This window comes from Constantimarinum furrinae (genome assembly GCF_014295415.1).
Lineage (GTDB): Bacteria > Bacteroidota > Bacteroidia > Flavobacteriales > Flavobacteriaceae > Constantimarinum > Constantimarinum furrinae.
The window spans coordinates 311,496-338,073 of record NZ_CP052909.1 but is presented as its reverse complement, the minus strand read 5'-3'; the positions used below and the strand labels follow the sequence as shown (position 1 = coordinate 338,073).

The 26,578-nt window shown below is 40.4% G+C and carries 25 protein-coding genes; 8 read left to right on the top strand and 17 right to left on the bottom strand.

Annotated features, from left to right (window positions below; genetic code table 11):
• Nucleotides 1–46 precede the first annotated feature (46 nt).
• Complete coding sequence (gene rpsO, locus ALE3EI_RS01640; protein ID WP_186990185.1) at nucleotides 47–316, bottom strand: 30S ribosomal protein S15; 270 nt, start codon at nucleotides 314–316, stop codon at nucleotides 47–49.
• 178 nt (nucleotides 317–494) lie between these two features.
• On the opposite strand from rpsO, the gene ALE3EI_RS01635 reads away from it, so the two are divergent.
• Entirely contained in the window at nucleotides 495–1,322 is an 828-nt protein-coding gene (locus ALE3EI_RS01635; RefSeq protein WP_186990183.1) for a hypothetical protein, read from the top strand.
• Between the two features lie 52 nt (nucleotides 1,323–1,374).
• On the opposite strand, the gene accD is transcribed toward ALE3EI_RS01635, so the two are convergent.
• From accD to tamL, 3 genes are all read right to left on the bottom strand, one after another.
• Complete coding sequence (gene accD, locus ALE3EI_RS01630; RefSeq protein WP_186990181.1) at nucleotides 1,375–2,241, bottom strand: acetyl-CoA carboxylase, carboxyltransferase subunit beta; 867 nt, start codon at nucleotides 2,239–2,241, stop codon at nucleotides 1,375–1,377.
• Nucleotides 2,242–2,256: 15 nt separating this feature from the next.
• Nucleotides 2,257–3,324 (bottom strand): class II fructose-bisphosphate aldolase, encoded by a 1,068-nt coding sequence (gene fbaA, locus ALE3EI_RS01625; RefSeq protein WP_186990179.1) that lies wholly within the window; start codon nucleotides 3,322–3,324, stop codon nucleotides 2,257–2,259.
• A 138-nt stretch (nucleotides 3,325–3,462) separates the two neighbouring features.
• The gene (gene tamL, locus ALE3EI_RS01620; RefSeq protein WP_317172971.1) at nucleotides 3,463–6,057 is read right to left on the bottom strand and encodes a translocation and assembly module lipoprotein TamL; all 2,595 of its coding nucleotides are present in this window, start codon (nucleotides 6,055–6,057) and stop codon (nucleotides 3,463–3,465) included.
• Between the two features lie 30 nt (nucleotides 6,058–6,087).
• Here tamL and ALE3EI_RS01615 point away from each other — a divergent pair, with 30 nt between their 5' ends.
• Entirely contained in the window at nucleotides 6,088–6,813 is a 726-nt protein-coding gene (locus ALE3EI_RS01615; protein ID WP_186990176.1) for a TrmH family RNA methyltransferase, read from the top strand.
• Here ALE3EI_RS01615 and porT read toward each other — a convergent pair.
• Both porT and ubiE read right to left on the bottom strand, forming a co-directional pair.
• Nucleotides 6,800–7,507: a type IX secretion/gliding motility protein PorT/SprT gene (porT, locus tag ALE3EI_RS01610; protein ID WP_186990174.1), complete on the bottom strand. Its 708-nt coding sequence runs from the start codon at nucleotides 7,505–7,507 to the stop codon at nucleotides 6,800–6,802. The two genes, ALE3EI_RS01615 and porT, sit on opposite strands and share 14 nt — an antisense overlap.
• Nucleotides 7,508–7,509: 2 nt before the next feature.
• Entirely contained in the window at nucleotides 7,510–8,241 is a 732-nt protein-coding gene (gene ubiE / locus ALE3EI_RS01605; RefSeq protein ID WP_186990173.1) for a bifunctional demethylmenaquinone methyltransferase/2-methoxy-6-polyprenyl-1,4-benzoquinol methylase UbiE, read from the bottom strand.
• A gap of 180 nt (nucleotides 8,242–8,421) precedes the next feature.
• Between ubiE and trkA the strand changes: the two genes are divergently transcribed.
• Entirely contained in the window at nucleotides 8,422–9,771 is a 1,350-nt protein-coding gene (trkA, locus tag ALE3EI_RS01600; RefSeq protein ID WP_186990171.1) for a Trk system potassium transporter TrkA, read from the top strand.
• Nucleotides 9,771–11,276 carry a TrkH family potassium uptake protein gene (locus ALE3EI_RS01595; RefSeq protein ID WP_186990169.1) on the top strand — a complete coding sequence of 502 codons (1,506 nt, stop codon included), beginning with the start codon at nucleotides 9,771–9,773 and terminating at the stop codon, nucleotides 11,274–11,276. The genes trkA and ALE3EI_RS01595 overlap by 1 nt, the downstream gene beginning before the upstream one ends.
• A 1-nt stretch (nucleotide 11,277) precedes the next feature.
• Here the strand turns inward: ALE3EI_RS01595 and purT are convergent, their stop codons facing one another.
• The 3 genes from purT to ALE3EI_RS01580 are packed head-to-tail and all read right to left on the bottom strand — an operon-like array spanning nucleotide 11,278 to nucleotide 14,355.
• Nucleotides 11,278–12,441: a formate-dependent phosphoribosylglycinamide formyltransferase gene (gene purT, locus ALE3EI_RS01590; RefSeq protein ID WP_186990167.1), complete on the bottom strand. Its 1,164-nt coding sequence runs from the start codon at nucleotides 12,439–12,441 to the stop codon at nucleotides 11,278–11,280.
• An 11-nt stretch (nucleotides 12,442–12,452) separates the two neighbouring features.
• Nucleotides 12,453–13,154 carry a CPBP family intramembrane glutamic endopeptidase gene (locus ALE3EI_RS01585; RefSeq protein WP_186990165.1) on the bottom strand — a complete coding sequence of 234 codons (702 nt, stop codon included), beginning with the start codon at nucleotides 13,152–13,154 and terminating at the stop codon, nucleotides 12,453–12,455.
• Nucleotide 13,155: 1 nt separating this feature from the next.
• Complete coding sequence (locus ALE3EI_RS01580; protein ID WP_186990163.1) at nucleotides 13,156–14,355, bottom strand: pyridoxal phosphate-dependent aminotransferase; 1,200 nt, start codon at nucleotides 14,353–14,355, stop codon at nucleotides 13,156–13,158.
• A gap of 108 nt (nucleotides 14,356–14,463) precedes the next feature.
• Between ALE3EI_RS01580 and ALE3EI_RS01575 the strand changes: the two genes are divergently transcribed.
• On the top strand, nucleotides 14,464–15,123 hold the full coding sequence (locus ALE3EI_RS01575; RefSeq protein ID WP_186990161.1) for a hypothetical protein: 660 nt from the start codon (nucleotides 14,464–14,466) through the stop codon (nucleotides 15,121–15,123).
• Nucleotides 15,123–16,244, top strand: a complete 1,122-nt coding sequence (locus tag ALE3EI_RS01570) for a serine hydrolase domain-containing protein (protein ID WP_186990159.1) — start codon at nucleotides 15,123–15,125, stop codon at nucleotides 16,242–16,244. Before ALE3EI_RS01575 ends, ALE3EI_RS01570 begins: the two co-directional genes overlap by 1 nt.
• On the opposite strand, the gene ALE3EI_RS01565 is transcribed toward ALE3EI_RS01570, so the two are convergent.
• Nucleotides 16,226–17,263: a fatty acid desaturase gene (locus ALE3EI_RS01565; protein ID WP_186990157.1), complete on the bottom strand. Its 1,038-nt coding sequence runs from the start codon at nucleotides 17,261–17,263 to the stop codon at nucleotides 16,226–16,228. The genes ALE3EI_RS01570 and ALE3EI_RS01565 overlap by 19 nt on opposite strands.
• 152 nt (nucleotides 17,264–17,415) lie before the next feature.
• Between ALE3EI_RS01565 and rsmG the strand changes: the two genes are divergently transcribed.
• Nucleotides 17,416–18,045 (top strand): 16S rRNA (guanine(527)-N(7))-methyltransferase RsmG, encoded by a 630-nt coding sequence (gene rsmG, locus ALE3EI_RS01560; RefSeq protein ID WP_186990154.1) that lies wholly within the window; start codon nucleotides 17,416–17,418, stop codon nucleotides 18,043–18,045.
• Here rsmG and ALE3EI_RS01555 read toward each other — a convergent pair.
• Nucleotides 18,035–18,601, bottom strand: coding sequence for an NUDIX domain-containing protein (locus ALE3EI_RS01555; RefSeq protein WP_186990152.1), 567 nt, complete (start codon nucleotides 18,599–18,601; stop codon nucleotides 18,035–18,037). The genes rsmG and ALE3EI_RS01555 overlap by 11 nt on opposite strands.
• A gap of 63 nt (nucleotides 18,602–18,664) precedes the next feature.
• The gene (gene pruA, locus ALE3EI_RS01550) at nucleotides 18,665–20,290 is read right to left on the bottom strand and encodes an L-glutamate gamma-semialdehyde dehydrogenase (RefSeq protein WP_186990150.1); all 1,626 of its coding nucleotides are present in this window, start codon (nucleotides 20,288–20,290) and stop codon (nucleotides 18,665–18,667) included.
• A 153-nt stretch (nucleotides 20,291–20,443) separates the two neighbouring features.
• On the opposite strand from pruA, the gene ALE3EI_RS01545 reads away from it, so the two are divergent.
• Nucleotides 20,444–21,145, top strand: a complete 702-nt coding sequence (locus ALE3EI_RS01545) for an NRDE family protein (RefSeq protein ID WP_186990149.1) — start codon at nucleotides 20,444–20,446, stop codon at nucleotides 21,143–21,145.
• A gap of 2 nt (nucleotides 21,146–21,147) precedes the next feature.
• On the opposite strand, the gene ALE3EI_RS01540 is transcribed toward ALE3EI_RS01545, so the two are convergent.
• The 5 genes from ALE3EI_RS01540 to ALE3EI_RS01520 all read right to left on the bottom strand — a co-directional run bounded on the left by ALE3EI_RS01540 (nucleotide 21,148) and on the right by ALE3EI_RS01520 (nucleotide 26,539).
• Nucleotides 21,148–23,976 (bottom strand): response regulator, encoded by a 2,829-nt coding sequence (locus tag ALE3EI_RS01540; protein WP_186990147.1) that lies wholly within the window; start codon nucleotides 23,974–23,976, stop codon nucleotides 21,148–21,150.
• A gap of 103 nt (nucleotides 23,977–24,079) precedes the next feature.
• Nucleotides 24,080–24,613, bottom strand: coding sequence for an SgcJ/EcaC family oxidoreductase (locus tag ALE3EI_RS01535; RefSeq protein WP_186990145.1), 534 nt, complete (start codon nucleotides 24,611–24,613; stop codon nucleotides 24,080–24,082).
• 41 nt (nucleotides 24,614–24,654) lie between these two features.
• Nucleotides 24,655–24,822: a hypothetical protein gene (locus ALE3EI_RS01530; RefSeq protein WP_186990143.1), complete on the bottom strand. Its 168-nt coding sequence runs from the start codon at nucleotides 24,820–24,822 to the stop codon at nucleotides 24,655–24,657.
• A 189-nt stretch (nucleotides 24,823–25,011) separates the two neighbouring features.
• Entirely contained in the window at nucleotides 25,012–25,398 is a 387-nt protein-coding gene (apaG, locus tag ALE3EI_RS01525; protein ID WP_186990141.1) for a Co2+/Mg2+ efflux protein ApaG, read from the bottom strand.
• 1 nt (nucleotide 25,399) lies between these two features.
• On the bottom strand, nucleotides 25,400–26,539 hold the full coding sequence (locus ALE3EI_RS01520) for a DUF3667 domain-containing protein (protein ID WP_186990139.1): 1,140 nt from the start codon (nucleotides 26,537–26,539) through the stop codon (nucleotides 25,400–25,402).
• Nucleotides 26,540–26,578 lie beyond the last annotated feature (39 nt).

The window sequence follows — 26,578 nt, the reverse complement described above, 5'->3', positions numbered from 1 at the left end:
ACAAATAATAAAAAATACGGGGGCAAAAAAGCCCCCGATATAAAAATTACTTACGTAATCCTAGTTCTTTAACTATAGCACGATATCTCAAGATATCCTTTTTCATAAGGTAATCTAACAGAGAACGACGCTTCCCTACTAGTTTTACAAGAGAACGCTCGGTGTTATAGTCTTTGTGATTTGACTTTAAATGCTTTGATAAATGATCGATGCGATAAGTGAATAACGCGATCTGTCCTTCGGCAGAACCGGTATCTGTCTTAGATTTTCCGTGTTTTGCGAAGATCTTTTCTTTTTCTTCTGGTGCTAAATACATGCCAATATTACTTAAATGATTTTTATGTACTGACTACCTCTTTGATAATCAAGCTGCAAAATTACAAAAAATTCCATAATAAATAGCAAGTACTGTTTCAAAAAAATAAGTAAAATATACTGAATCAAACTTTTTTGCGTTTTATAGGTCCTAGTTAGTATAAACAAAAACAAAACTTATGAAAACCATTATTAAGAAAACTGCCCTATTTTCTTTCCTGGCATTAACTTTTTTATTTATTGGATGTACTTCCAATGACGATTCATCACCCAACGAAGTAAATTTTTCAGCCGAAGATTCTCAACGTGCTGCTCAGGCAGATAACGTGGTTGAAGGTACCTTCTCCATCATGGAGAGCGGCTATGTGCAGGTAGAAGAAGAACCCGATAATGTAGTGAACTCTTTATTCCCGGCTTGTACCGTAATTACAATTCTTCCCAATGGAGACGGAGGTACCATTATCCTCGACTTTGGTGACGAATGTCAGTTAAACAACGGTAGTGTAGTTTCCGGAATGATCACTTTGGAATACGGTCCATTTACAGCGGGAACCAGAACCATCAACTATACTTTCGATGAATTTACCTATAACGGTAATGGCGTGGCCGGAGGAGGAGAGATCTTCCGTGAGATCGCAAATTCCAATGGGAATCCGCAATCTACAATCAACGAAGAAATTACGGTAAGTTTCCCCAATACTACGGTAACAGCGACCCGAAACGGACTACGAGTTGCAGAATGGGTAGAAGGAATTGGTACCGGAACCTGGTTGGATAATGTCTATCACATCACCGGTAACTGGGATACTGTATTTACCAATGGCTTCCAACGAAGCGGTGAAGTGACCGAAACATTAGTGCGAAAGCTCAATTGTCTTTATCTCGTGAGCGGAATGCTTGAAGTACAGCAAGAGGGATTAACTGCAGCAATAGACTGGGGTGAAGGGGAGTGCGATAATTTGGCGACCTTTATCTTTAACGGACAGGAGTACCCGATCATCCTCTAAATATCCTCTATTATAAAATAGAAAAAGCCGCTCCAGAGGAGCGGCTTTTTTGTTATGCGGTCTTTTCCCTAAGCGGTCTGTTTAATATGAGGTCCAAATAGAGATTTAGTTTGCGTTTTAGATCTTTACGATGCGTTATAAAGTCCAGGAATCCGTGATCCAGAACAAACTCGGCGGTTTGAAATCCATCAGGCAACTCCTTTCCTGTGGTGTCTCTTACTACTCTTGGTCCTGCAAATCCTATTAATGCCCCGGGTTCACTAATATTTATATCTCCCAGCATTGCGAAAGAAGCCGTGGTACCTCCCGTTGTTGGATCGGTACAAAGCGATATAAATGGTATTTTTGCTTTTGACAACTGTGCAAGTTTTGCGCTGGTTTTGGCCAACTGCATTAACGATAAGGCAGCTTCCATCATTCTCGCCCCACCGCTTTTTGATATAATGACAAATGGAATTTTTTTCTTTAGCGAATAATCTGCTGCGCGGGCGATCTTTTCACCAACAACACTACCCATAGAACCTCCAATAAAACTGAAATCCATACAGGCAACCACCAAATCCTCTCCCATAGATTTTCCAACCGCAGTGCGCACGGCATCCTTAAGTCCGGTTTTATCCTGAGCGTCCTTTAATCGATCGGTATATTTTTTATTGTCTACGAAGTTTAAGGGGTCTTTCGAGACCAGTCCCTTGTCTAACTCCTTGAACTTATTGTCGTCAAACAGAATTTCAAAGTATTCCTTACTGCCTATTCGTACGTGATAACCGTCTTCGGGACTCACATAAAAATTCTTTTCCAATTCTTCTGAATCGACGATCTTCCCGGTGGGTGATTTATACCACAGTCCTTTAGGAACATCCTTTTTTTCTTCAGTCGGGGTCTGAATCCCCTTTTTTGTTCTTTTAAACCAAGACATAGTTGTCGATGTATTTTATAATGTGTTTACGTTGTTAAGGTCTTCAAAAGCCTGTTCCAAACGTTTTTTAAATGTCATTTCTCCTTCACGAAGCCATTTTCGCGGATCATAATGTTTTTTGTTGGGGAGGTCACTTCCATCTGGATTCCCGATCTGGGTTCTAAGATACTCAATATTTTTGGTCATATAATCCCGAATGCCTTCCGTAAATGCAAATTGAAGGTCGGTATCAATATTCATTTTAACCACACCGTAGCCAATAGCTTCTCTTATTTCTTCAACTGTAGAGCCGCTTCCGCCGTGAAATACAAAATCGATTGGGTTGTGATCAGTATTAAATTTTTTCTGAACATATTCCTGAGAATTTTTCAGGATTACCGGAGTTAACTGTACGTTACCGGGCTTATATACACCGTGTACATTTCCGAAGGCAGCAGCAATAGTAAAACGATCGCTCACTTTTTTAAGTTCTTCGTAGGCATAAGCTACTTCTTCGGGTTGGGTGTATAACCGAGAAGAGTCTACATCCGAATTATCTACGCCATCTTCTTCACCTCCCGTAATACCCAGCTCGATCTCCAGGGTCATGCCCATTTTACTCATTCGCTCCAGATATTTTTTACAGATCTCAATATTCTCCTCTATAGGCTCTTCACTAAGGTCTAGCATGTGTGAACTGTACAATGGAATGCCGTTCTGTTTGAAAAATGCCTCACCGGCATCGAGCATGCCATCTACCCAAGGAAGCAAATTTTTAGCACAATGATCGGTATGAAGAATTACTGTAGCACCATAGGCCTTTGCCAATTCATGAATATGTTTTGCACCTGCAACAGCCCCTAGAACTGCAGCCTGCTGGTTGTCATTAGAAAGTCCTTTTCCGGCATTAAAATGTGCGCCACCATTAGAAAATTGAATGATCACAGGAGCATTTAGTCCCGACGCAGTTTCCAGAACGGTATTCACGCTATTCGATCCCACCACATTAACTGCCGGCATAGCGAATCCCTTCTGCTTGGCATAATTGTGAATTTTCTGAACTTCATCACCTGTTGCAACACCGGCTTTTATTGTATGACTCATAGATTTGGTAAATTTAAAATTGCTTTTGATCCCTTTTACTGAAGAATTTGTAGCTCATTGTTGAATCGATTTTCAAAAAGATTAAATGCCTAAAGAAATCCCTTCAGAATAAGAGCAAAAATAACAAATTTTAATGGTTTAGAAAGGATAGTTTATCCCGATGTTTAAGACAGAATTTGCCAGATTATATTGCTTAAACCATCGCGCTCCTTCCGGTAGAGCAGGATTGTAGGTTTTAAACCCAAGATCGAAGCGCAGCACAAAAAATCCGAAGTCATACCGTAATCCTAGTCCCGACGCTACTGCGATCTCTGTTAAGTCACCAATACCTTCAAACCGGGATGCCGGATCTTCTACATTATCGAAGATATTCCAAATGTTTCCTGCATCTACAAAGAAAGCCCCCTTAAAACCTCCTATAATGGTATAACGGTATTCTGCATTTAGAGCAATTTTAAAGTTTGCCTCATTGAACTCGTTCAGACTACCACTACTACCGGGTCCCAGATCATAGGCTCTCCAACCCCTGTTATCATTCGCTCCACCGGCAAAGTAACTTCGCGTAAAGGGAATGCTGTTGCTGTTGCCATAGGGTATTGCCATTCCTGCAAAGGCACGAATGGCAAAAATATTATTGTCGTTCAGTTCCCAGTGCTTTATATAATCCCCTTCCAGCTTTGCATACTGAGAAAACGCTACACCTAATGCAGTATAACGCCCATCGTCATTTTTTTCTAATCCGACTATACTGGAAATTCCAGATAGAAAATTTCCGGCTGTTTCTATTTTCCAACGCAATCTGGAAAAATTATTATCGAAGATATTATCCCGGGTGTCACGGGTCCAGGAAAAATTAGTGGCAAATATCAGGTTGTTTTCGGTAAGTCTGTCTTTTCGTTCATCGACATTGTTTAACGTGATGAGATTATCGCTTCCTGTTGTTATCGATGGGAATTCCCCGTTTTGTGCATCAGTGATAAAATTATCTGCCCCATTGGGGATATTTAAAAAGAGTTCATTGTCTTCGTTAATGGTATAATATTCGGGGTTTATACTGCCCGGGTCACTGGCTTCAACCTGTTGAGCAATTTCATTTAATATATTAAAGGAATTTTGATAGACATTGAAATAATTGTCGGTGTTCAGGTTTCGAACGTATTGTACATTAAAAAGGTCTAACTGATAGGTTTTGATCGTTGCGGGTTTCCATCGGTAACTGAAAATAGAACTAATGTTTTGCCTGTCGAGACCAATATTATTCTGAGCGTTAAATCCAACACTAATACTCGTAGAGGGAGACATGTATTTTTTAATGATACTGTCAGTGTTAATAGGGAACAGTATACTGGGAAACGATAGTTTTACATCACCGCCCACATCCGAAATATTGAAAAACTTACTCTCACTATCTGCTGCATCCTTAGAGGAACCAACACTACCCCGTCCCGAGATTTCCAATGTTTCCGCTCCTCTGAAAACATTTCGTATCAACAGCGTAGAACTGAATCCAATCCCGAACTGCTGTATGGTAGAAGTGTAGGCATCAAAGTCGACACCCAAGGTGTATTTTTTCCTCGGCGTTAATAAAACGGTGGCGATCAACCCTGTCCCTGTAGAATCTCTGGGATCTTCTACATAACTGATATTTGGATATCTGAAGATCCTCAAATCACTTATCTGATTATAGGTAAGTGTTCTGTCTATATCTTTAAATATTCTGTTTGGAGTTATCGAAATCGCATCTGTGATCGCTTTGGGACGGTATTTTAACGCATCGTAACTGTATAACTGATATCCCCTAAACGAAGCCGAATCTTTAAATTTCTCTCCACGGTTGGCAAAGGTATAATCGGTAACGATCTTAACTTCTGTGATGTTGTGAACTTTAAAGGGTTCGGTACGGGTGCTGTCTTCTTCAGTGATCTTACGATCGGGAATGATGTATGTAATATTTGCCTTATGTTCGGTATTTACGGTATCGGCATCAAACGAAATATAATCCTTTTCAAAGTAAAAAAGTCCCGAATTGCGGAATTGAATGGTCAATCGGTCTCTCTCATTCACAAAATCATTATTGGCAAATTGCTTTCCGGGAATGATAAACGATTTGTTCTTTGTTGCTCGGTACAAAGAATCCACCACCGGCGAACTGATCTTTTCGGCAATAGAATCAATAAAATAGGGTTGGTGCCTTTTTACAGTATACTCCACCGTACCCCGTTTTTCTTTTTTCTCATTTGGAACGATCTTGTATTCAGCTTCCGTATTAAACCACCCAAAACTCGAATAATAATCCTTTAAACGCTCTACCGATTTTTTAGTTTTTGCTTCATCGATAATCACCGGCGCGGTACCTGAATTTTTGATCCAATTATTTAAACCCACATAACTGTTACCCAGCTCCACAACCTGCTTTTTGGAAAGGAATTTGATAAGACGTTCTTCTCTGTTCGGCTTTTTATGTAACCATTTCTGAAAAGTAGAATCGGGTTTTGGATCGGCTAGGTTGTAAATATGAATCCCTATAGGTATGCCTAAGACCTTCGAATTTGGCTTCTGATATAACTGGCTGTACACCTTGGAGTCCTTAATGTTTTCTTCGTCAACCGAAATGGTATTATCGGTGAGTAACAATTCGTTCTCTCCAACCCGCTTCACTGCGTTACAAGAATAGAGAAATAACGCCATTCCTAAAATAAGTGATATTTTTGTGAGGGGTTTAATCAATCGCACAGCTTTACTTTATTTCAAAAATACTATAATTTGCTTAGTAAAAGTCAAATAAAATTAATAACGGGTCTAGGTCAAAAAAAGTACCGGGATCAAAGTCAACTTTTTATTGCTGAAGGCCCTAAAGTGATTGCCGAATTACTTGATTCGGGAATGCAACTACACACTTTGTATACTACAGATCCCTCTCTTTTTTCTGTTGAAGTGCAACAACTAAATGAAGCGGAACTCAAGAAAATAAGCTTTTTAAAAACCCCGAATACCGCTTTGGCGGTTTTTCATATTCCGAAGCCAAAACCTATTGCTAATTCGGGCTTAACACTGGCTTTAGACTCGGTAAGGGACCCCGGAAATCTGGGGACCATCATTCGGTTATGCGATTGGTTTAATATTTCCAGGGTATTGTGTTCAACCGATACAGCCGATTGTTACAACCCAAAAGTTATACAGGCAACCATGGGTTCCATTGCAAGGGTTGAAGTGCATTATACAGATCTCTCACACGTACTTATTGAAAGTGAACAACCTCTGTACGGAGCCTGTATGGAAGGAGAAAATGTTTACGCAACATCACTTCATGAAAATGCAATTCTGGTAATGGGTAACGAAGCCCATGGAATTTCGGAAGAGATCCTCAGGTTACTGAACAAAAAAATAACCATCCCGCAGTTTGGTCCTGAACAAAAGACGGAAAGTCTTAATGTAGCGACGGCCACGGCAATTCTGTTAAGCGAATTCCGGCGTTCTACTGAAAGGTAAAATTCACGAAGATTCCCCGTGTTTTCATGCTGCTAATGTTTCCGGTCCACGGACTGTTGGGATCGTCATCGGGAACTAACTCATCGGTCGAGGCGAATACCCCGCGAATCGACGGAGTGAATTTGAAATAGTAGAGGTAAAAATCGATTCCGAAACCAAGCTCGTAATAACTTGTTCCTTTGGTCATTCTGAACTGCCCCTGGAAATTATCCTCGGGATTATCCTGGTTGCTCGAAAGATTGAAGGATTGAGATACCCCCACCACAATAAACGGTTTAATATTATTTAACCGCTTAGTGGAAAGTTTTACCAAAAGTGGAACGTGTATATAGGCTGCTTTTACTTCTCTTAATATATCCTTTTCTTCCTCAAAGCCCGGAAACCTCAAATTTCTTTGCGCAAAATATAAACCGGGTTCCAAACGTAGATTTACATAATTGTTCACACGCATATCACCGATAAGACCTACGTTAAATCCCGACTGTGAATCCACGATGATATCGGTGTCCATATCGGTAATCTGGTCGTTGTATTCAATTTTAAAATCATAGCTGTTAAAGCCCAAAAAGTAACCCCAGGTTAGAAATCGTTGGTCAAACGTCTCAAGATTAGCCAGTCGCTCTCTACTAAATAATTGAGCCTGAGCAGATTGAGTCAGAAGTACAACAGTGAGTATGAACAGTAATTTCTTCATAGTTATTTAGTAGCGCTATAAATGGTAGCTACACCAAAAGTTTGTGGTTTATTTTTCACCTCTATAAACCCGTTTTTCCTTAAAATATTGTTGAGCGCTTCTCCATGGGGAAAAACCGAAGCACTTTCACATAAATAGCGGTATGCTACCTTATCTTTTGAAAAGATCTTACCAATAAGGGGCAGTATTCGTTTGGTGTACACTGAATAGCCCTGCTTAAAAGGTGTCTTTGCCGGAACAGAAGTTTCTAAAATAACGAAGCGTCCGCCGGGTTTCAGGACTCTGTAAATTTCTGAAAGACCTTTGTCAAGATCCTCGAAGTTTCGTATGCCGAAAGAAACAGTAACCGCATCGAAAGTGCCGTCGGGAAAAGGCAAGGCTTCACTGTCTCCCTTTGTAAATGACAAAGTACCTTCGAGAGCTGTTCCTTTTATTTTTTTCCTGGCGACTTCAAGCATTCCCTCCGAAAGATCCAGTCCAACGATTTTGGAAGCATTCGATCTTTGGGCAAATTTTATGGCAAGATCACCTGTACCAGTGGCGATATCAAGAATACTGTCGGGATGGCTTGCCAACACCATTCTAATTACCTTTTTTCTCCACCGGGTATCTATTCCGAAGGAAATAACTCGGTTAAGTCCGTCGTAATTCCCCGAAATAGTATCGAACATCTGCTCAACCTGTTTTTTCTTGTTGAGTTCTGAATCCTTATATGGTTTTATCTTTTTGTCCAATTCCCAAAGCTTTATTTAGCCGGCTGCAAATCTACATACTTTTTTATACATAACGATTGTAGTAACAGGCAATTTGATAGGTCGTCTTTTCTGGAAGAGTGTCGCGAAATTCATTTTCATCGACGCTACATAAGTTCTATTAAATTCAATACCTTTGCATAACTTATTTGGGTATTTTTTATGAAGATCATTATTGCCGGTGCCGGCGAAGTAGGATTTCATCTCGCAAAACTTCTTTCATTCGAGTCGCAAGACATCACCCTTATTGACACTAACAGAGATTCACTGGCTTATGCCGATACACATCTCGATATACGTGTGGTAAGAGGGGATGCTACATCAATTGCGGTACTAAAGGATTCAAAGGTAGATGGAACCGATCTGGTAATTGGAGTAACGTCCAGTGAAACCACAAACATTACGGTTTGTGTACTCGCCAAACAACTGGGTGCCAAACGAACCATTGCCCGAATCTCAAATACCGAATTCCTCGATAATAAGGAGATGGTAGGCTTTACCAAATTTGGAATTGACGAACTTATTTCTCCCGAAGCCCTTGCGGCAAACGAAATAGAATTACTTCTTAATCAAAGTGCGTTTAACGACACCTATGAATTTGATGATGGGGCGCTGACTATGATAGGGCTGTATCTTTCAAGAACTGCTGCTTTCGTAGGAAAGACCTTAAAGGAGATAGGACAAAAGTACCCCGAACTCAAGTGCGTTCCCATTGCCATTCAGCGTTACGGGACGCAATACACCCTTATCCCCAGAGGAGATACTAAATTTAAAGAAGGCGATCAGGTATATTTCACGACCAATGCCGAAGGTGTGGATCAGATCTATAAACTTTCAGGAAAAGTAAGGGAAGAGATCAAAAATGTAATGATACTAGGCGGTAGTAAAATCGGGTATAAAACGGCCCGAGATCTGTGCAAGGCAAACTTCAGAGTAAAACTCATAGAAAGTGAAAAGGAAAAGGCTTTCGAACTGGCAGACGACCTTCCAAATTGTCTGGTGATCAATGGAGACGGTCGAAATGTCGAGTTACTTCAGGAAGAGGCCATCCACGATATGGATGCCTTTATTTCGGTAACCGGAAACAGCGAGATCAATATCATGTCTTGCTTAGTTGCCAAGTCGAAAGGCGTGCGCAAAACCATTGCGCTGGTAGAAAATATGGACTACTTTCAATTATCACATTCTATCGGTATCGACACTTTGATCAATAAAAAGCTTCTAGCTGCGAACAATATCTTCCGCTATGTAAGAAAAGGAGAGGTAGTCGCTATGACCAAGCTCAACAATATGAATGCCGAACTGCTCGAATTTCTGGTGTCATCCAATTCTGAAGTATGTGATCAATATGTAAGGAATATCAACTTTCCTCGTTCTGCTGTTATTGGAGGCGTTATACGTGACGGAGAAGGCCTTATTGCTTTAGGAGACTTCAAAATTAAAAATGGCGATAGAGTCGTCGTATGTTGTCTTCCCCAATCCATAAAAAAAGTTGAAAAACTATTTGTGTAATGCGCTCATTCACAAAGATAAATTATAAGATCATTCTTCACCTCATGGGACTGTTGTTTGTGGTAAACGGCGGTTTTATCGTATTGGCCTCTCTTGTTAGTTTTATCTATAAAGACGGGGTAGCCTGGGAAATGCTTCAGTCGGCTGCGGTGGTTTTCATCTGCGGTGTAGTCCTAATGTTTATCACGAGAAATCACCGAAAGGAAATTCAGAAAAGAGAAGGATATATTATAGTGACCTTTGGCTGGATCTGTATGTCGCTGGCAGGGACGCTGCCCTATATTTTTACGGGGGCCATTCCTAATTTTACCAATGCTTTTTTTGAAACCATGAGTGGTTATACCACTACGGGAGCATCTATTGTTACTGAAATTGAACAACTTCCCGAAGGTATCCTTATTTGGAGAAGCATCACGCACTGGATAGGAGGAATGGGAATCATTGTTCTGGCGATCGCCATCTTACCGCTTCTCGGTATTGGAGGGATGCAGCTTTTTGCTGCCGAAGCACCCGGTCCGGGCGGTGATAAACTTCATCCGCGAATCACCGATACTGCGAAGAGATTGTGGATCATTTATGTAGGATATACCGTGGCCGAAACCATTTTGCTTAAGATCGCCGGTATGAGCTTTTTTGATGCTATAAATCATAGTTTAAGTACCTTGAGCACCGGAGGTTTTTCTACCAAGAATAACAGTGTGGCATACTGGAATGCACAACCTGTTATACAATACATTATCATGGTATTCATGTTTCTGGCAGGAACGAATTTTGTATTGAGCTATTTTGCTTTTAAGACCAAATTCAGTAAGATCTTCAGAGATGAAGAGTTTAAATCTTACCTGTTTTTAATTGTCGGGTTATCAATTCTTGCTGCAGGTCTTATCTATTTTAAAGGGGATATTACCGATTCAACCATTGCTCACCCCATGGTTTGGGGAGAACTTGAAAGCGCTATAAGGCATGGCCTGTTTCAGGTTTTAGCTATCGTAACCACTACGGGATTTGCTACTGCCGATTATACGGTTTGGGCCCCCATTTTAACCATTTTTTTCTTCGGTCTCATGTTTCTTGGAGGATCATCGGGTTCAACGGCAGGTGGTATTAAGATCGTAAGACACCTTATCATGATCAAGAACGGCGTATTGGAGTTTAAGCGTACGCTGCACCCCAATGCGATCCTTCCGGTACGTTATAATAACAAAGCAATCGGACAGCCCATTGTTTTTAATATACTGGGCTTTTTTATACTGTATATGCTGTCATTTATTGTAGGTGTGCTGGTATTTTCCTGGTTGGGACTGGATTTTAAAACTGCCCTTGGAGGTGCGGCTTCAACACTGGGGAATGTAGGTCCGGCACTTGGAGACCTTGGACCCACTCACAATTATGGATATTTGCCCGATGCAGCTAAATGGTGGTCTACTTTTTTGATGTTGATAGGCCGACTCGAATTATTTACCGTGTTGATATTGTTAACACCGTTCTTCTGGAGAAACAGGTAATCTATAGCCTAACCGAAATTTTTGAAGCCAGTTGTTTTGCTCTATGGGTAACTTCGGAAACGTTTCCGTCTAAGGAATCGTAAGTGACCACGACGCCCATGCGTCGGTAGGGTCGGGAAGTGGGTTTACCGAATATTCTGAAATCACATTTCGGTGCTGCTGAAATATCTTCCAGGCCTTCAAAGGTCGGATTCTCTGAATTACCCGATGCTAGAATAACAGCACTGGCACCTATTCTTTCCAAGGTAATTTCAGAAATAGGTAATCCTAATACGGCACGCAAATGCAATTCAAATTCATTGAAATTCTGAGTTTTCGCCAGCGTTACCATACCCGTATCGTGAGGTCTGGGAGATAATTCGGAGAAATAAACGCCTTCTTCCCCAACAAAGAATTCAACACCCCATATCCCGGCGCCACCCAATGCTTCGGTCACCTTATCGGCCATCTCCCGCGCTGTTTTTAAATGATGTTTCTCCATAGTGGCCGGTTGCCAGCTTTCCATATAATCTCCGCGCTCCTGACGATGACCTATAGGAGGGCAAAAAAGAGTTTTTCCGTTGCGTTGAGTAACGGTAAGCAAGGTGATCTCGTAATCGAAATTTATAAAAGACTCTACGATCACTTCGGCAACATCACCCCGGGAACCTTCCTGCGAATAATTCCATGCTTTTTCTATGTCATCTTCGGTTTTAATTGTGCTCTGTCCTTTACCACTGGACGACATAAGCGGTTTTACCACACAGGGCATCCCAACTTCCGAAACGGCCATTTTAAGACTTTCTGCCGAAGTGGCATATCGGTAATCTGCGGTTTTTAAGCCGAGTTCCTTGGCAGCCAGATCGCGAATTTCCTTTCGGTTCATGGTAAAATTGGCAGCTTTCGCTGAAGGAATTACCGTATAACCTTGCTTTTCGTAGTCATAGAAGCGTTCTGTTCGAATAGCTTCAATTTCCGGGACGATAAAATCGGGTTTGTGTTTTTCTACCAGTGCATCCAGTGCTTCACCATCAAGCATATTGATTACTTCACATGCGTCGGAAACCTGCATAGCCGGAGCATGTTCATAGCTGTCTACGGCAATCACGGTTTGCGCCAATCGCTGCGCAGCGATAGTAAATTCCTTTCCCAGTTCACCGCTTCCCAATAATAATATTTTTGCCATTTACTGTGGATTTAAGAGTTTGTAGAGAATTCCAGATTCTTCTTCTTGATGAAAAATTTAATAAAAAGGATCATACATACAGGTGCCAACATGAGTATCATCATGTTTAAGAATTGATTTTGCTCAACAAGTTGATCTTGAGTTTTCAGCACAAAACCTATCTCACCCAACGGACCATTCGAAAATATCGAATTAAAGGTATAATTCCAACCCAAATGTAGTGCGATCGGGACTAGAATTGTTTCAGATCTCGCATAGGCCCATGCCCATGCCAAACCCATTAATCCGGTACCAATAAATACAATTATCATGGCCATTATATTTCCGAAGACACCAAAAGAGAACCAATGATAGACGCCAAAAGCAACTGCTGAAAGTATGACAGCATATTTCCATCCCAGTCGTTTTATAAGGATGAACAAAATCGCACCTCTAAAAATCAATTCTTCAAATAAGACCGATTTGATGTCCCACCAAAATGCGTTCAAAAGACCTTCAGTAGAAAACCCTTCTGATAGGATCCATTCAGCTTTGTTGATCTCTGATCTCACAAACTGAAAAGCAACACAGATCATAACGGCGAACAAAAAACTAATGATAGCCGGGAAAGCACGATTCTTATTAGGAACTATTCCGAGTGCTAATAGGTTTCTCTTTTGAAAAAAAAAGAGTAAGACCCAAGAGACAATAAGAATGACAGTAATACCAATCATTCTATGCTTCTGTAGAGCTGAGGGTTTCTTTGATGCGTTTCATAGCCTCTTTGATCTCATCCTCGGAAGCGGCATAAGAGATTCGAATACAATTTGGATCCCCGAAAGCTTCTCCGGTTACTGTTGCGACATTGGCTTCTTCTAGAAGGAACAGAGAAAAATCGGATGCCGTATTGATATGCTTTCCGTTTAGTGTTTTTCCGAAGTAATACGAAATATCCGGAAAAACGTAGAACGCACCCTCGGGTTCGTTGGTTTTAAAATGAGGTATTTCAGAAAGCAGTTCTAGGATCATTGCTCTTCTCTTTTTAAACGCATCCACCATATATTTAATTTTCTCCGGCGGATGTATAAGCGCTGTGATGGTAGCTCGCTGTGCAATACAGTTAGCACCACTTGTTACCTGACCCTGCATCTTGTTACAGGCACGTGCTATATATTCGGGACCTCCAATATACCCTATCCTCCAACCGGTCATTGCATAGGCTTTGGACACCCCGTTTACTGTAACGGTTCGGTCATACATATCCTCAAATTGAGCCATAGAAGCATGCTCACCGGTAAAATTAATATGTTCGTAGATCTCATCGCTAACCACAATGATGTTGGGGTATTTCACCAAAACATCGGCCAGGGCCCGTAATTCTTTTTTGCTATACACAGATCCACTGGGATTACAAGGGGAACTGTAAATGATCATTTTCGACTTCGGGGTGATAGCAGCTTCTAGTGCCTCTGGTGTTATCTTAAAGTCGGTATCGATCGAAGATTTTATTTCCACCGGAATTCCACCGGCTACTTTACAAATATCGCTGTAGCTTACCCAATACGGAGCCGGTAACAATACTTCATCGCCTTCATTCAGCAATACCTGAGCCAGATTTGCCAATGATTGCTTGGCACCTGTCGATACCACAATCTGGGCCGGAGTATAGGTAAGTCCGTTATCTCTTTTAAATTTAGTAATGATAGCCTGTTTCAGGTCTCCATAACCGTCTACGGGAGTGTACGAATGAAAGTTATCTTTCACTGCCTGAATGGCTGCGTCTTTCACAAATTCAGGGACCGTAAAATCGGGTTCTCCAAGGCTTAAACCGATAATATCTTTTCCTGCTTCCTGAAGTTCACGTGTTTTAGCTGCCATGGCAAGAGTCGCTGATGTAGCCATTTCATTTACACGCTTCGAAAGTTTTGGGTTCATGGGTAAAATTTTGTGTAAAAATACTATTTATAACAACTTATTGGGCCATTGTGGATAAAAAGTAATATTTGTTTTATCTTCATTACGCTAACCAATATTTATATAGGAATGAACGACGAATTTATAATTAAAGAGCTTCTGGATAGGATCGTAAACCTAAAGAAGCGAATCGACCGGTTGTTCTTTCTATTGATCACTGCAATAATCTTTGCGATCGCAAACCTGAAAGACTTTAAGGATATTGATATTGGTGGGATCATTATTTCAGACGACACGAAATATCATTTAATAATGTGGGTTATCCTATCGGTTCTATTTGGAATGATAGGGGCACATCTTATTGATTATGTCACTAAACGGAGTGAGCTGGATAAATTACTAAATACGCATTCAAACGAAAATGGAAGAGACTCTGTAACGTCGCGACAGTTAATTCCGGGATCTTTCTTTGAGTTTATTTATATGCTAAAACCAAAAAGTGAACGCTTGAGATATGTTTCAATTTACGGTCTGTTATGTTGTCTGTTTTTTGGACATTTCTTTGGTCTTCGACATCTCTACATTGCATTAGAGGATTACAGCTCGATAGGAGTCGTAGCAGTTATCGTTTCATTGTCTATGTATTTACTTCATTATGTTGTTTTTATAAAATCGATTAAAAAGGCAAAAAACGATCTGGGTAATTTATTATTAAAGCATCTCCTTATAAGTGCCGGTCTAACAGTCCTAATATTGTTACTAACAAATTTTATAGATCCTATACTGTAATGATCTTGATCGTTGGAGTCATTTCGGTAGCCGTGGTCCTGCTGATTTATTTTTGGAAACATCCCATTTTTTATACACTGAAATATTTTCCGGCAACCAATGATGATTATAAAAAGATCAGGGTCCGAAAACTCCTTCCGGGGGATGCTTGTTTTACCTTCGGAAAAGATCCTGATCCTGCCTTTCCCTCCCTAGAATTTCAATATGACGGAGAAAAAATAGCTATTTCTGACTTTCTAAAAAAAACAGACACCGAAGTTTTCTTAATGATAAAGAACGACCATGTGCTTTACGAATTTTACGACAGGGGATGTAATGAAACATCACCCCTTATGATCTGGTCTGTGACCAAGGTGTTTTTAAGTACTCTTACGGCACTGGCTGTCAAACAGGGCAAGTTGAAAAGTACTCATGAAAGCGTAGTCGATCATCTACCTGAAATGAAAGGAAAACTAGACGAAAAGCTGCAAATCGGGCAGTTGCTGGATATGACTTCGGGAGTAAATTATTCTACACGCCTTTATGATTTCACACCTTATCTTGAGGTTCACTATGGTAACGATTTGGAAGGGTTTGTAAAAAGTGCCCGCTCTGTATTACCTCCGGGGGAAAAGTTCAGATATTCACAAATTGATGCCATATTATTAACCAAGGTGTTGCGGCAGTCTTTTGGTGGAAATCTCATTGAGCCGATGCAGTTACTTTGGGATAAATTGGGAATGGAATATCCAGCGTATCTGGCTGTAGATGGTACTGCTTCAGAGGTAGAAAGAATGGCATCGGGATTATTTGCCACGGCGATTGATGTAGCCAAACTGGGAAAGCTGTATCTCGATGATGGAAAAATTAATTCAGAAGAATTCATTGAAAAGCAATGGGTGGAAGATTCACTCCAGAATGACACCGGGAATAATAAGCATATGACAAACTTTTGGAGACATTCCACCAAAAGAAACAGGAAATTCAATGATGCTTACGCTGTTGGAGCCAACGGAAACAAGATGATGTATCTGGTTCCCGAACATAACATTATGATCCTGCGCTTCGGAAAGGGAATGTCGAAGCAGGGATTTAAAAATGCCGCCAAAAGTATCGTAGAATCCTATTTGTACAAGCGGTGAAACTCTCTGAAGGAGATCATACGCTGTTGATTCTCATCCCATAATTTGTGCGAGATCATTTTTAGACTTTCAAAAAATGTTATGGTAGTCGTGTACTGCGTGAGTATTGGGTTTTCTACAAGGCAGGCCTTGAGATTATAATTAGGAATGATACTGCTTAGATGGTGAATATGATGAATCCCAATATTTCCGGTAAACCACTCAAAGAATTTCGGTAACTTATAATAACTGCTCCCTTTTACTGCAGACAATAGGAAGTTCCAGTCATCACTCCACTTTTTATAGGTCTCTTCATGTTGATGCTGAATGTAGAAAAACCAGAAAGCAATGATTCCGAAGAGAAAAAGAATATAAAACTGGATCAATAGGAAAGTACCCCATCCAATGAGGAAACCGGCCGCAAGATAACAGGGAATGATCACGCTATTATCCTTTAATATCATTAAATAGGTTTTGCGTTTATTTTCAAATTTAAGCAACGGGAATTTCGTGGTCACAATAAAATAATAAACCGGTGAGATCACAAAGGTTATTAAAGGCATTCTAAAGACTCTGTATTTTAATTTACCCCACCAATTCGAATTTTTATATTCATCCACTGTTAGTGTTGGCAAATCCCCAACGGTACGGTGCTCCGGCTCCAAAACGCCGGTATGACAATGATGAAAATTGTGTGTTTTAGCCCAGTATTTGAAGGGTAGAAAACTAAATACGCTACAGATATAGCCAAAGAGATCGTTCTTTTTTCTAGATTTAAAAAAAGACTGGTGACCGCAATCATGTTGTATAATGAATATCCTTACCAGGAATAATGCATTGATCGCTCCCAGGGCCAAGACAATATAAATAGATACATCGATCATAAAATACATAAGTACCCAGATAGCTAGAAATGGTAATATGGAAGTCAGGATCTGCAACACTGCTTTTTTAGTGCTTTTCTGTTTGTACTTGCTGGTGATCTTTCGCCAGTTCTTCAACTTTTCAGAGATCTCTTTTTCGATACTAAGGTGATTCATATAAGGGGATTATAAACAAAAATAACTCAGAATTACGTTAACTAATTAAATATCTGAGGGAAACGGCTAAAATAAGCATCTCTTCTTACAAAAGACAATTCCAAATCATAAAATTATTAAAGAAATCCTACTTTTGCCGTTAATAACTCACTATGGACATCCTGCTAAAATATTTTCCCGAGCTTTCTGAAATTCAGGTACATCAGTTCAAAATGCTTGCATCGCTTTATAAAGACTGGAACCTTAAGATCAATGTGGTCTCCCGAAAGGACATCGACGAACTTTATCTTCGGCATGTCCTGCACTCTCTTGGTATCGCAAAAGTTCAGCCATTTCTGCCTAACAGCCGTATTCTGGATGTAGGCACAGGTGGTGGCTTTCCGGGCATTCCGCTAGCGATATTGTATCCAGAAACTCAGTTTCACCTCGTAGATAGTATTGGGAAAAAGATAAAGGTGGTAGAAGAGGTTTCCGGAGGTCTCGAACTTTCTAACGTGCAAATCACAAATGCCAGAGTTGAGACAGTTTCCGGGCAATACGACTTTATTGTGAGCCGTGCCGTAGCACAAATGGAGACCTTTGTGCGTTGGATAAAGGACAGAGTTGCCAAAAAAAGCAGGCATGAACTCAAAAACGGAATTTTGTATTTAAAAGGAGGGGACCTTAGCGAAGAGTTGGCCCCATTTCCCAAAGCACATATTTATCCGTTAACCGATTTCTTTGATGAAGCCTTCTACGAAACCAAGAGCGTGGTTCATCTTCCATTAAAATTTAAGGGGTAATATGTTGCTGAAACCATTGTAAAGCAATGATAGTCTTTGCGTCAATAATTGTATTCTGAAGGCGTGACTCAATGTCTTCTACGGGAAGTTCTACAATTTTAATATCTTCTTTTTCATCTTGTTTACCTCCACCTGAAGCAATTTTATTTTTAGAAGTTACTTCGGCATAAAATAGGAAGCAGCGTTCGGTACATCCACCGGGTGATACATAAAAATGAAACAACTGCCGTGGTTGATGCAATTCATATCCTGTTTCTTCAATGCTTTCTCGTTTAACACATTCAAGAGGACACTCGCCCTCTTCAATGGAGCCTGCAGGAATTTCAAGCATCCACCCCACATCATGCCGGGTTGAAGGATAACGGAACTGCTTAGTGAGCAACACCGAACGCGAGTCTGTATCGAAAAGTAACAGTGCTACCGAATCTCCCCGGTGAAAAGCAAGCCTTTTGGTTTCGAACTGTTTACCGTCGAACGTGTCGTAGGAAACTTCAGCCTTTAACATTTGGTAGTGATCATTAAAGACCACCTTTTCATTTTTAATCTTGTACTTCATAGCATTAAGATAAAAAAAAAGCACCTACAATGGCAGGTGCTTTTCAGTAATTTAAGATATAAGCTATCCTAAGAACGGATATCTGTAATCGGTAGGGGTAACAAAGGTTTCCTTTACCATTCGAGGTGACACCCAGCGGTAAAGATTTAGCTTGCTTCCTGCTTTGTCGTTGGTTCCACTGGCTCTTGCTCCACCAAACGGTTGTTGTCCAACCACGGCACCGGTAGGTTTATCGTTAATGTAAAAGTTTCCGGCGGCATTTTCCAGAATACGAACAGCAGTCTCCAGCGCATATCGGTCTTCACTAAAAACAGCTCCCGTAAGCGCGTACTCTCCGGTCTCATCCACCAAATGAAGTGTTTTCTCCCAATCCTTGTCTTCGAAAACATATATTGTCACTACAGGTCCGAAAAGTTCGGTGCACATAGTGGTGTAATTGGGATCTGTTGTAAGAATCACCGTTGGCTCAATAAAATAACCTTCTTTCTTATCGTAACCGCCTCCGGCTATGATCTTTGCTTTTTTATCCTTTTTTGCCTTATCGATGTATTTTTTAAGCTTGTCGAAAGACCCCTCATGGATCACCGCTGTTATAAAATTATTCATGTCCTCCGGAGAGCCCATTTTAAAGGATTTCATATCGGCAAGTAAATGTTTTTCTACTCTTGCCCAGATACTCTTCGAAATATAACATCTACTGGCAGCACTACACTTTTGACCCTGAAATTCGAACGCTCCGCGCGCAATTGCCGTAGCGACCTGCTTTGGGTTGGCTGTTTTGTGAGCGACAATAAAGTCTTTTCCACCGGTTTCCCCCACGATTCGCGGGTAAGTTTTATACTTATGAATGTTATTTCCAATTTTCTGCCAGATATCCTTGAAAACATGAGTGGATCCAGTAAAGTGTATGCCACTGAAATCGGGACTTGCCAGAACTGTATCTGTGATCATCACCGGATCTCCCATCACCATATTGATCACTCCGGCAGGTACGCCGGCTTCCTTAAAGATATCCATGATGACTTTTGCAGAGTACATCTGACTGTCACTGGGTTTCCACACAACTACATTACCCATCAAGGCTGCACTGGCAGGTAAATTTGCTGCGATAGCCGTAAAGTTGAAGGGAGTAATGGCATATACAAATCCTTCCAGCGGACGATATTCCAACCTGTTCCATGCGCCCGAAGTCGATTCGGGTTGTTCATGATAGATCTCTGTCATATACTGCACATTGAACCTCAGGAAATCTATTAACTCACAGGCTGCGTCAATTTCTGCTTGATAGATATTCTTGGATTGGCCCAACATCGTCGCAGCATTTATTTTAGCGCGATAGGGTCCGGCAATTAATTCGGCAGCACGTAAAAAGATAGCAGCACGCTGTTCCCATGGAGTGGCAGCCCAATCTTTACGGGCTTTTAAAGCTGTGTCTATCGCTTCAGTTATATGCTTTTTCTTCGCTTTGTGATAGGTGCCCAGCACATGTTGATGATCGTGTGGAGGAACCATATTTGAAGTATCACCCGTCTTTACATTTTTTCCGTTAATAAACAAAGGCACATCCACCGTGCTATTGTACATCTTTTTATAGGTAGCTAAAACCTCTTCACGTTCGGGAGAGCCGGGAGCATAGTCCTTAACCGGTTCGTTTACTGCAATTGGTACTTCAAAAAATCCTTTTCCCATGGGAATTATAGTTTTAAAATTACTGTTTATTGAATGGGTGCAAAGGTACAAAATTATGAAGTAGATACTAAGTTATACCATTGTTAAGTTGTAAAGTTCATTTTGTACTATTTCAAGATTACTTCATACCTTCGTATGTCAATAATCTGACTAATGTGTACGCTCACTTTTATTCCTAAATCCCGGGATCGTTTTATCTTAACCTCCAACAGGGACGAAGCACCCGGTCGTGAAACTCTGGTGCCGGCACATTATGAACACCACGAATCGACGCTCCTCTATCCCAAAGATACATTGGCAGGAGGAACCTGGATTGGTCTAAGCAGCAAACAACGGCTTATCTGTTTGCTAAACGGGGGTTTTACGCCACATGAACGACATAATAATTATAGAATGAGTCGCGGTATTATAGTTACCGACCTGTTAACTTCGGAAGACATTGAAGCCGGTATTCGGGATTATGATCTAATGGGAATTGAACCATTTACGCTTGTCGTTGTCGACTGGAACAATGATCTGAAATTATACGAATTGGTTTGGGACGGGCTTCGCAGTCATTTTTCTGAAAAAGCTCGCTCCCCGCATATCTGGTCTTCCTCTTTATTGTATTCTGAAACTGCAAAAAGAAAGAGAGAACTATGGTTTTCTTCATTTCTGATGGAACATTTAAATCCGACAGAGAACGAAATACTTCACTTTCACAAAACCGCCGGGGAAGGAAATATTGAAACAGACGTCATTATGGATCGTGGCTTCGTAAGGACCAAGAGTATTACTCAGATAGTCAAGGAATCGAAGGTCGTTATGCGATACGAGGATCTTCAGTCGGGCGTGGTTACAAAGTCTGTCTTATAAATTCAGACTTCACTGGGAAGCATTCCGAAGGTATCCTTATAACTTTTCGAAAAATAAGAGAGGTTAGAATAACCTACTTCGTAGGCAATTTCAGATACCGAGGCACTTTTCTGCTCGAGCATTTCCTTGGCGCGTATCAACCTGAATTCCCGTATCATCTGGTTGGGAGATTTGCCCAACAAGGATTTCAATTTTCGGTTTAATTGGGACCTGCTAAAACCAATGGCGCTGCTAAGGTCTTCCACACTGTAAAACTCATTGCCAATATTTTGTTCGATCTCATGCATCACTTGTTTAACAAATCGTTCGTCCATCGAAGTGAGCGTCACATCGGTAGGTTTTATTTTTAACTCTGAAGTAAATTTTTCTCTCAGATTCGCCCGCTGGGAGATTAGATTCTGTGCCCGAATTAACAATTCCCTTTTTTCGAAGGGTTTGGTTATATAATCATCGGCGCCGGTTTCCAGCCCATCCAGACGTGCTTTTTGATCGGCTTTGGCGGTTAACAGGATCACCGGAATATGACTGGTGATACTGGTGGTTTTTATAGCTTCACAAAGAGCTGTTCCGCTCATTTTTGGCATCATTACATCGCTAATGATAATATCCGGAATATGGGCTTTTGCTAATTTTAACCCCTGCGCTCCGTCCTTTGCTGTTTCTATTCTAAAATCTTCACGCATCTGTTCGGCAATGTATTCACGGAGGTCGGGATTGTCCTCCACGATGAGCAATAAAGGCAGATTGAGGTTTGGAATGTTTTCTTCGGAAACATCTTCAGAGTCCTCAAAAACCATGGTTTCAAAATGACTATTTACTGTCAATTCGGTTTCAGAAAATACGATTTCGGAAGCTTTAAAGTCACTTTTTCTATAGGGTATTATTACTTTAAAAGTAGTGCCTTCGCCTTCCACACTATCAACATGTATCTGTCCTCTGTACAATGTTACCAGTTCTTTTACCAGCGCCAGACCTATTCCCGTGCCCTGAACGTGAGATCCTTCGGTTTGATAGAACCTGTCGAAGATCTTATTGACCTCTTCAGAACTCATTCCATTTCCGGTATCGCTCACTACGATCTTTATACCTTTCAGATTATCCTCTACTACAACTGAAACTTCGCCATGCTCCGGAGTAAATTTAATGGCATTGGAGATGAGATTTACAAGGAGTTTTTCAAGTTTGTCCCTGTCAAAATAAGTGTCTGCTATCTTTTTGGGAAAGCGGGTATGAAAATCAATATGCTTTAGTTCGGTTAAACTTTCGAACGAAAAAATGATGGCCCGCAAGAATTTTATAAGATCCCCCGCCTGTACCCTTAATTGCATCTCGCCCTGATCCAGTTTCGATAGATCGAGTATCTGGTCTACCAAATGCTGTAACCGAAGCGCATTTCGTTTCATTACTTTTAAATGCTTTCCTTTTACCGGTATTTCGGTTTCGTTACCTATATTTTCTGAAGCGGGAATATTTTCAATGGATTGGTTCACCGGCCCAAGAATAAGCGATAAGGGTGTTCTGAATTCGTGAGATATGTTGGCAAAAAACCGCGACTTAACCGCATCGATCTCACGTACCTTTTCGATTTCCGATTTAGCTCTTTCACTAAACTGAAGCTTTCTTGCAATAGCAAGGGCGAGTATAAACATGAGTCCGGTGTTCGCAATGATCCAGGGGTTAACATCATTCCAAAATGGAATAATTCCATTCTCCCATAAGATCCCAAGTATTGAGAATATAAAGGACCAAATGGAGGAAACCGCAAAGTATCTCAATAAGATGTCCTTAAAAAACAACAGGCGAAGGGTCACAATGAGTACCCCAAGAAATCCTAACCCGGCAAAAATAAACTGGTAGGAGTCTAGTGGATTAATCCCATTGCTGAGCATTACAAGTTGTATCACAATGGCCAGAATAAAATAGCCGATGATTCCGATAACAATTTTATCCCAAAGCGGACTTATGGCTTTAAGATTGGTAAACTTCCTTCCAAACTGCATAAAGAAGACCTTGCTGCCCAAAGTGAGGGTAATCCAGACAATTATTGATGCCTTGGGTATTTCTGAAAAGAACAGCTCCAATAAGGGAAGATTGCTCTCTACAAATTGTTCATAGATAGCGATGAATGCATAAAACCCAAAAAGATATAAATAGGAACGGTCTTTTGTATAAAAGAAAAAGGCCAGCACATAGATTGAAAGTATTAAAGCAAATGCCGAAAGCCAAAAAGAACTGGTATTTTGAGGAAAAGGGATTGAGGGATCCCTTAGTTCCATACGAGGGTAGATTTTATTTTGATCGAATATCTTAATATAAAAATCAACAGGCTCATCTTTCGTTAGGGAAACCGGGAATGTACTTCGGTTGGCAGGGAATGGTAATTTCTTTTCAGAAGCCGGAACGAAAATTCCGCTTCTAGTACTGTCTATAATTTTTCCTTGATGGACATAATACACCTGAATACTATCGTGCGGTGTAGCGTACCTGTAAGTATCATTATTGCTTTTAAAAACGATTTGCTGGTTTTTTAGTGAAAGTTTGGGATCTAAAGCAAGATGTAACCAAACAACGTTATCTTCAGAGATTACATCTTCCGTTAAAGGTTCGAATCTAAATTCTCTAGAACCTTCCAGTAAATCATGAATGGTAATTTTTTCAGCATTATGCCTTAGTATCTCTGTATTGCCGAACACATCCTGAATCGGGTAATTTGAAGAAATCACATAGCGATTCAGATCGTTGGTCGCAATATCGGTCTGCGCATGAATCGGTACGTTTCCGAAGCAAAGAAAAATGAGACAAGTAATCAAGCTCAGTAAAATAAATCGCATACGCAGCTAATTGAATTTATTTGAAAAGTTAAGGTACTAAAATTCAGTTTTTTAAAAGAGAGTGTCCCCTAAAATTTAGAGACACTCTCGGTGATGGTACGTATTATTCTACATCAGCATACCAACTGGCATACATAACAGATGGCGGTACCGGAGATCCTTTTAACATGCCTTCGTTCTGAAAAACTTCCAGATCCAAATTGTGAAAGGAACTAATTTTCCAATCTCCGTCTTTCTTTTCCATAACCATGGAAATGAGCACCTGCGGATCTTTGGGACGTGATTCGGTAATTTTAACCACAGCACCAAAAACATGGACAAGTGCAATATCTTCTTTAATGAATCTAATTTTATCTACGGTGTAGTACAATTGTGTGCCTTTATACATTGTGCTGAAAATTTGGTCATGACCCATTGCATTTGTCTTAATGTCCTGCCCTTTAAAGTAATACCCGTTCCATACGATAAAATCGTGAGAATCGGTAAATGAACTTGCGAAGGTTTCGCCGCTGGAGGCATTCCAACCGGTCTGAAGGGTTTTTACTGTATTTCTAATAAGTTGCTCGTCATGTGCTGTCTGCGCCAACAGTGATGCTGAACACATTAGGATCGAAAAAAATAGGATAGCTCGTTTCATTGTGTAGTTAATTTATTGGTTACTATTTGTATAATGAAGGACTACAATGTCCATCGATTCATTTCAGATGTAGCATTTGCTGCAATGCCGTTCCAGATTTCCTGCATGGCTTCATATCCATAATATGCCAGAGAAATAAACAGCGTGATAAAAAGAACTGAGTTCAAAAGTTCGGCTAAGCCCGATTGTATTGAATTTGTGTTTCGCATGATTTCTACTTTTTTTAATTGTTAGTGCAATTCGATGGGTCAAAAGTAGTGGCCATAAGGGAACCTTGTTAACGGAAGTGTAGTACGTATTAACACATTTGAAGCAATGAGCCGGTAATGCACCAAATCTGTTATGCTATGACCTAAAAAACGTATCAGGAAATGAAATACAATGAAATTTCAGAAGGGTTAGTTAATGGCAAAAGGGGCACTTAACTTAAAAGAAGGGATAGCCACCTTGAATTTTCGGGTGGATGAAAAATTAACCATGGCATAATAGCCATGCATAGCACCAAAAGGAGAAAGCAACAAACAACCACTGTTGTAACTGTGTTGCTCACCGGGTTGAATCACAGGCTTTAAGCCTACAACACCTTCGCCTTCCACAATTACAGTATTGTTCAGAGCGTCTTTTATTTTCCAATATCGGGAATTAAGCTGAACGGCATCCTTTCCCTGGTTTTCAATTGTGATCGTATAGGAAAAAGCGTACTGCAATTTGTGGTCCTTATAAAAAGTACCTTCAAATCCGGTAGCAACCGAAACTTTAATTCCCTGTGTTACTTGTTGTGTCATTTTAGTAGGTTGCAGCCGTTATAGCAAAGAATAAAAGGGCTGCGATGGTTGAACTAATAAAAAATATGTTGTTTAAAAGTACAAATTTTATAATAGTTATAAAACGGTTCTGCTTGTAAAAGTTACGAAGCGCCTTGTAAAAATAAAATGGTCCGATAAAAACAAATAGGATCCCGGAAAAAACATCATCCCCAAGTAACAGATCCGGAAGCAAACAAATTAGCATTGCCAGAAACAGAAAACTGAAAATATGAAAGATAAAGATCATATGTTCCATATAGGTGTATTTTTTCTTGGAGTAAAGCACCCAAAAGAAAAAAGCAAAAACAGGGGTGAAGAAAAACAGAAAGAACGGAATTTTGCCCATAAGGAAATTGGCAAAGCCAAAGGGATCCTTCTTGACTTTTTCAATTGTATTGTTCTTGTCGTATAACCATCGGTTAGTGGCTGTATTCTTGTGTTTGAGACTGTCTAAGGCCACAACCGGATCTTTTATGTCGTGTATTTCATAGAAATCCCTGTACATTGAAAACCGTTCGATCATGCGATTTGACCATTGTATGGTATCAAAGTCTTTTTCCGATAGATATCTGAAATCCTGCAAGGCTTTTTCTCTCTTTGACAGGGTATCGGAATTTATAAGTATGTTGCCCTCTTCAATTTTAAGGGTATCCTGTGAACCTTCTCCGTTTGTAAAATATATATTTTGGCCGGAAGTGCTTAACGGATCTTTGACTTCGTTCTTTTGGGTATCCTGGATGTTCAACAATGAACTATCCCGTGTAGAAAATGTAGTTATAATGCTTTGTAATAGAAAATAAATGATCGAGACACTTAGGAAGAAACGAAACGGGTTGGCGTATTTTAAGCGTTGCCCGTGAACATAATTTCGGGTAATGGTGCCGGGTTTAAAGAGCAAGTCTTTTATGGTAAACCTGAGTCGGGAATCGTAAGTTATGATACTCCCAACAAATTCACCGAAAAAATCACCTAATGAAAGCTGTTTATTGGTGTTAAGCTGCGAACAATAAGAACAATAACGGTCGCTGAGATCCAAAGGGTGACCGCAATTAAGACATTCGTTATTGCGATACTTAAAAGCTTTTCGGCTATTACTTTTTTCGGGCAACGTACGGCTCATACCGTAAATATAGTCCGTTTTTTTTAGATACTTCAGGAA

Coding starts and splice junctions, on each gene's coding strand:
- rpsO (WP_186990185.1), bottom strand. CDS start 316: ATGTATTTAGCACCAGAAGAAAAAGAAAAGATCTTCGCAAAACACGGA.
- ALE3EI_RS01635 (WP_186990183.1), top strand. CDS start 495: ATGAAAACCATTATTAAGAAAACTGCCCTATTTTCTTTCCTGGCATTA.
- accD (WP_186990181.1), bottom strand. CDS start 2,241: ATGTCTTGGTTTAAAAGAACAAAAAAGGGGATTCAGACCCCGACTGAA.
- fbaA (WP_186990179.1), bottom strand. CDS start 3,324: ATGAGTCATACAATAAAAGCCGGTGTTGCAACAGGTGATGAAGTTCAG.
- porT (WP_186990174.1), bottom strand. CDS start 7,507: ATGAAGAAATTACTGTTCATACTCACTGTTGTACTTCTGACTCAATCT.
- trkA (WP_186990171.1), top strand. CDS start 8,422: ATGAAGATCATTATTGCCGGTGCCGGCGAAGTAGGATTTCATCTCGCA.
- ALE3EI_RS01595 (WP_186990169.1), top strand. CDS start 9,771: ATGCGCTCATTCACAAAGATAAATTATAAGATCATTCTTCACCTCATG.
- purT (WP_186990167.1), bottom strand. CDS start 12,441: ATGGCAAAAATATTATTATTGGGAAGCGGTGAACTGGGAAAGGAATTT.
- ALE3EI_RS01585 (WP_186990165.1), bottom strand. CDS start 13,154: ATGATTGGTATTACTGTCATTCTTATTGTCTCTTGGGTCTTACTCTTT.
- ALE3EI_RS01580 (WP_186990163.1), bottom strand. CDS start 14,355: ATGAACCCAAAACTTTCGAAGCGTGTAAATGAAATGGCTACATCAGCG.
- ALE3EI_RS01575 (WP_186990161.1), top strand. CDS start 14,464: ATGAACGACGAATTTATAATTAAAGAGCTTCTGGATAGGATCGTAAAC.
- ALE3EI_RS01570 (WP_186990159.1), top strand. CDS start 15,123: ATGATCTTGATCGTTGGAGTCATTTCGGTAGCCGTGGTCCTGCTGATT.
- ALE3EI_RS01565 (WP_186990157.1), bottom strand. CDS start 17,263: ATGAATCACCTTAGTATCGAAAAAGAGATCTCTGAAAAGTTGAAGAAC.
- rsmG (WP_186990154.1), top strand. CDS start 17,416: ATGGACATCCTGCTAAAATATTTTCCCGAGCTTTCTGAAATTCAGGTA.
- ALE3EI_RS01555 (WP_186990152.1), bottom strand. CDS start 18,601: ATGAAGTACAAGATTAAAAATGAAAAGGTGGTCTTTAATGATCACTAC.
- pruA (WP_186990150.1), bottom strand. CDS start 20,290: ATGGGAAAAGGATTTTTTGAAGTACCAATTGCAGTAAACGAACCGGTT.
- ALE3EI_RS01545 (WP_186990149.1), top strand. CDS start 20,444: ATGTGTACGCTCACTTTTATTCCTAAATCCCGGGATCGTTTTATCTTA.
- ALE3EI_RS01540 (WP_186990147.1), bottom strand. CDS start 23,976: ATGCGATTTATTTTACTGAGCTTGATTACTTGTCTCATTTTTCTTTGC.
- ALE3EI_RS01535 (WP_186990145.1), bottom strand. CDS start 24,613: ATGAAACGAGCTATCCTATTTTTTTCGATCCTAATGTGTTCAGCATCA.
- ALE3EI_RS01530 (WP_186990143.1), bottom strand. CDS start 24,822: ATGCGAAACACAAATTCAATACAATCGGGCTTAGCCGAACTTTTGAAC.
- apaG (WP_186990141.1), bottom strand. CDS start 25,398: ATGACACAACAAGTAACACAGGGAATTAAAGTTTCGGTTGCTACCGGA.
- ALE3EI_RS01520 (WP_186990139.1), bottom strand. CDS start 26,539: ATGAGCCGTACGTTGCCCGAAAAAAGTAATAGCCGAAAAGCTTTTAAG.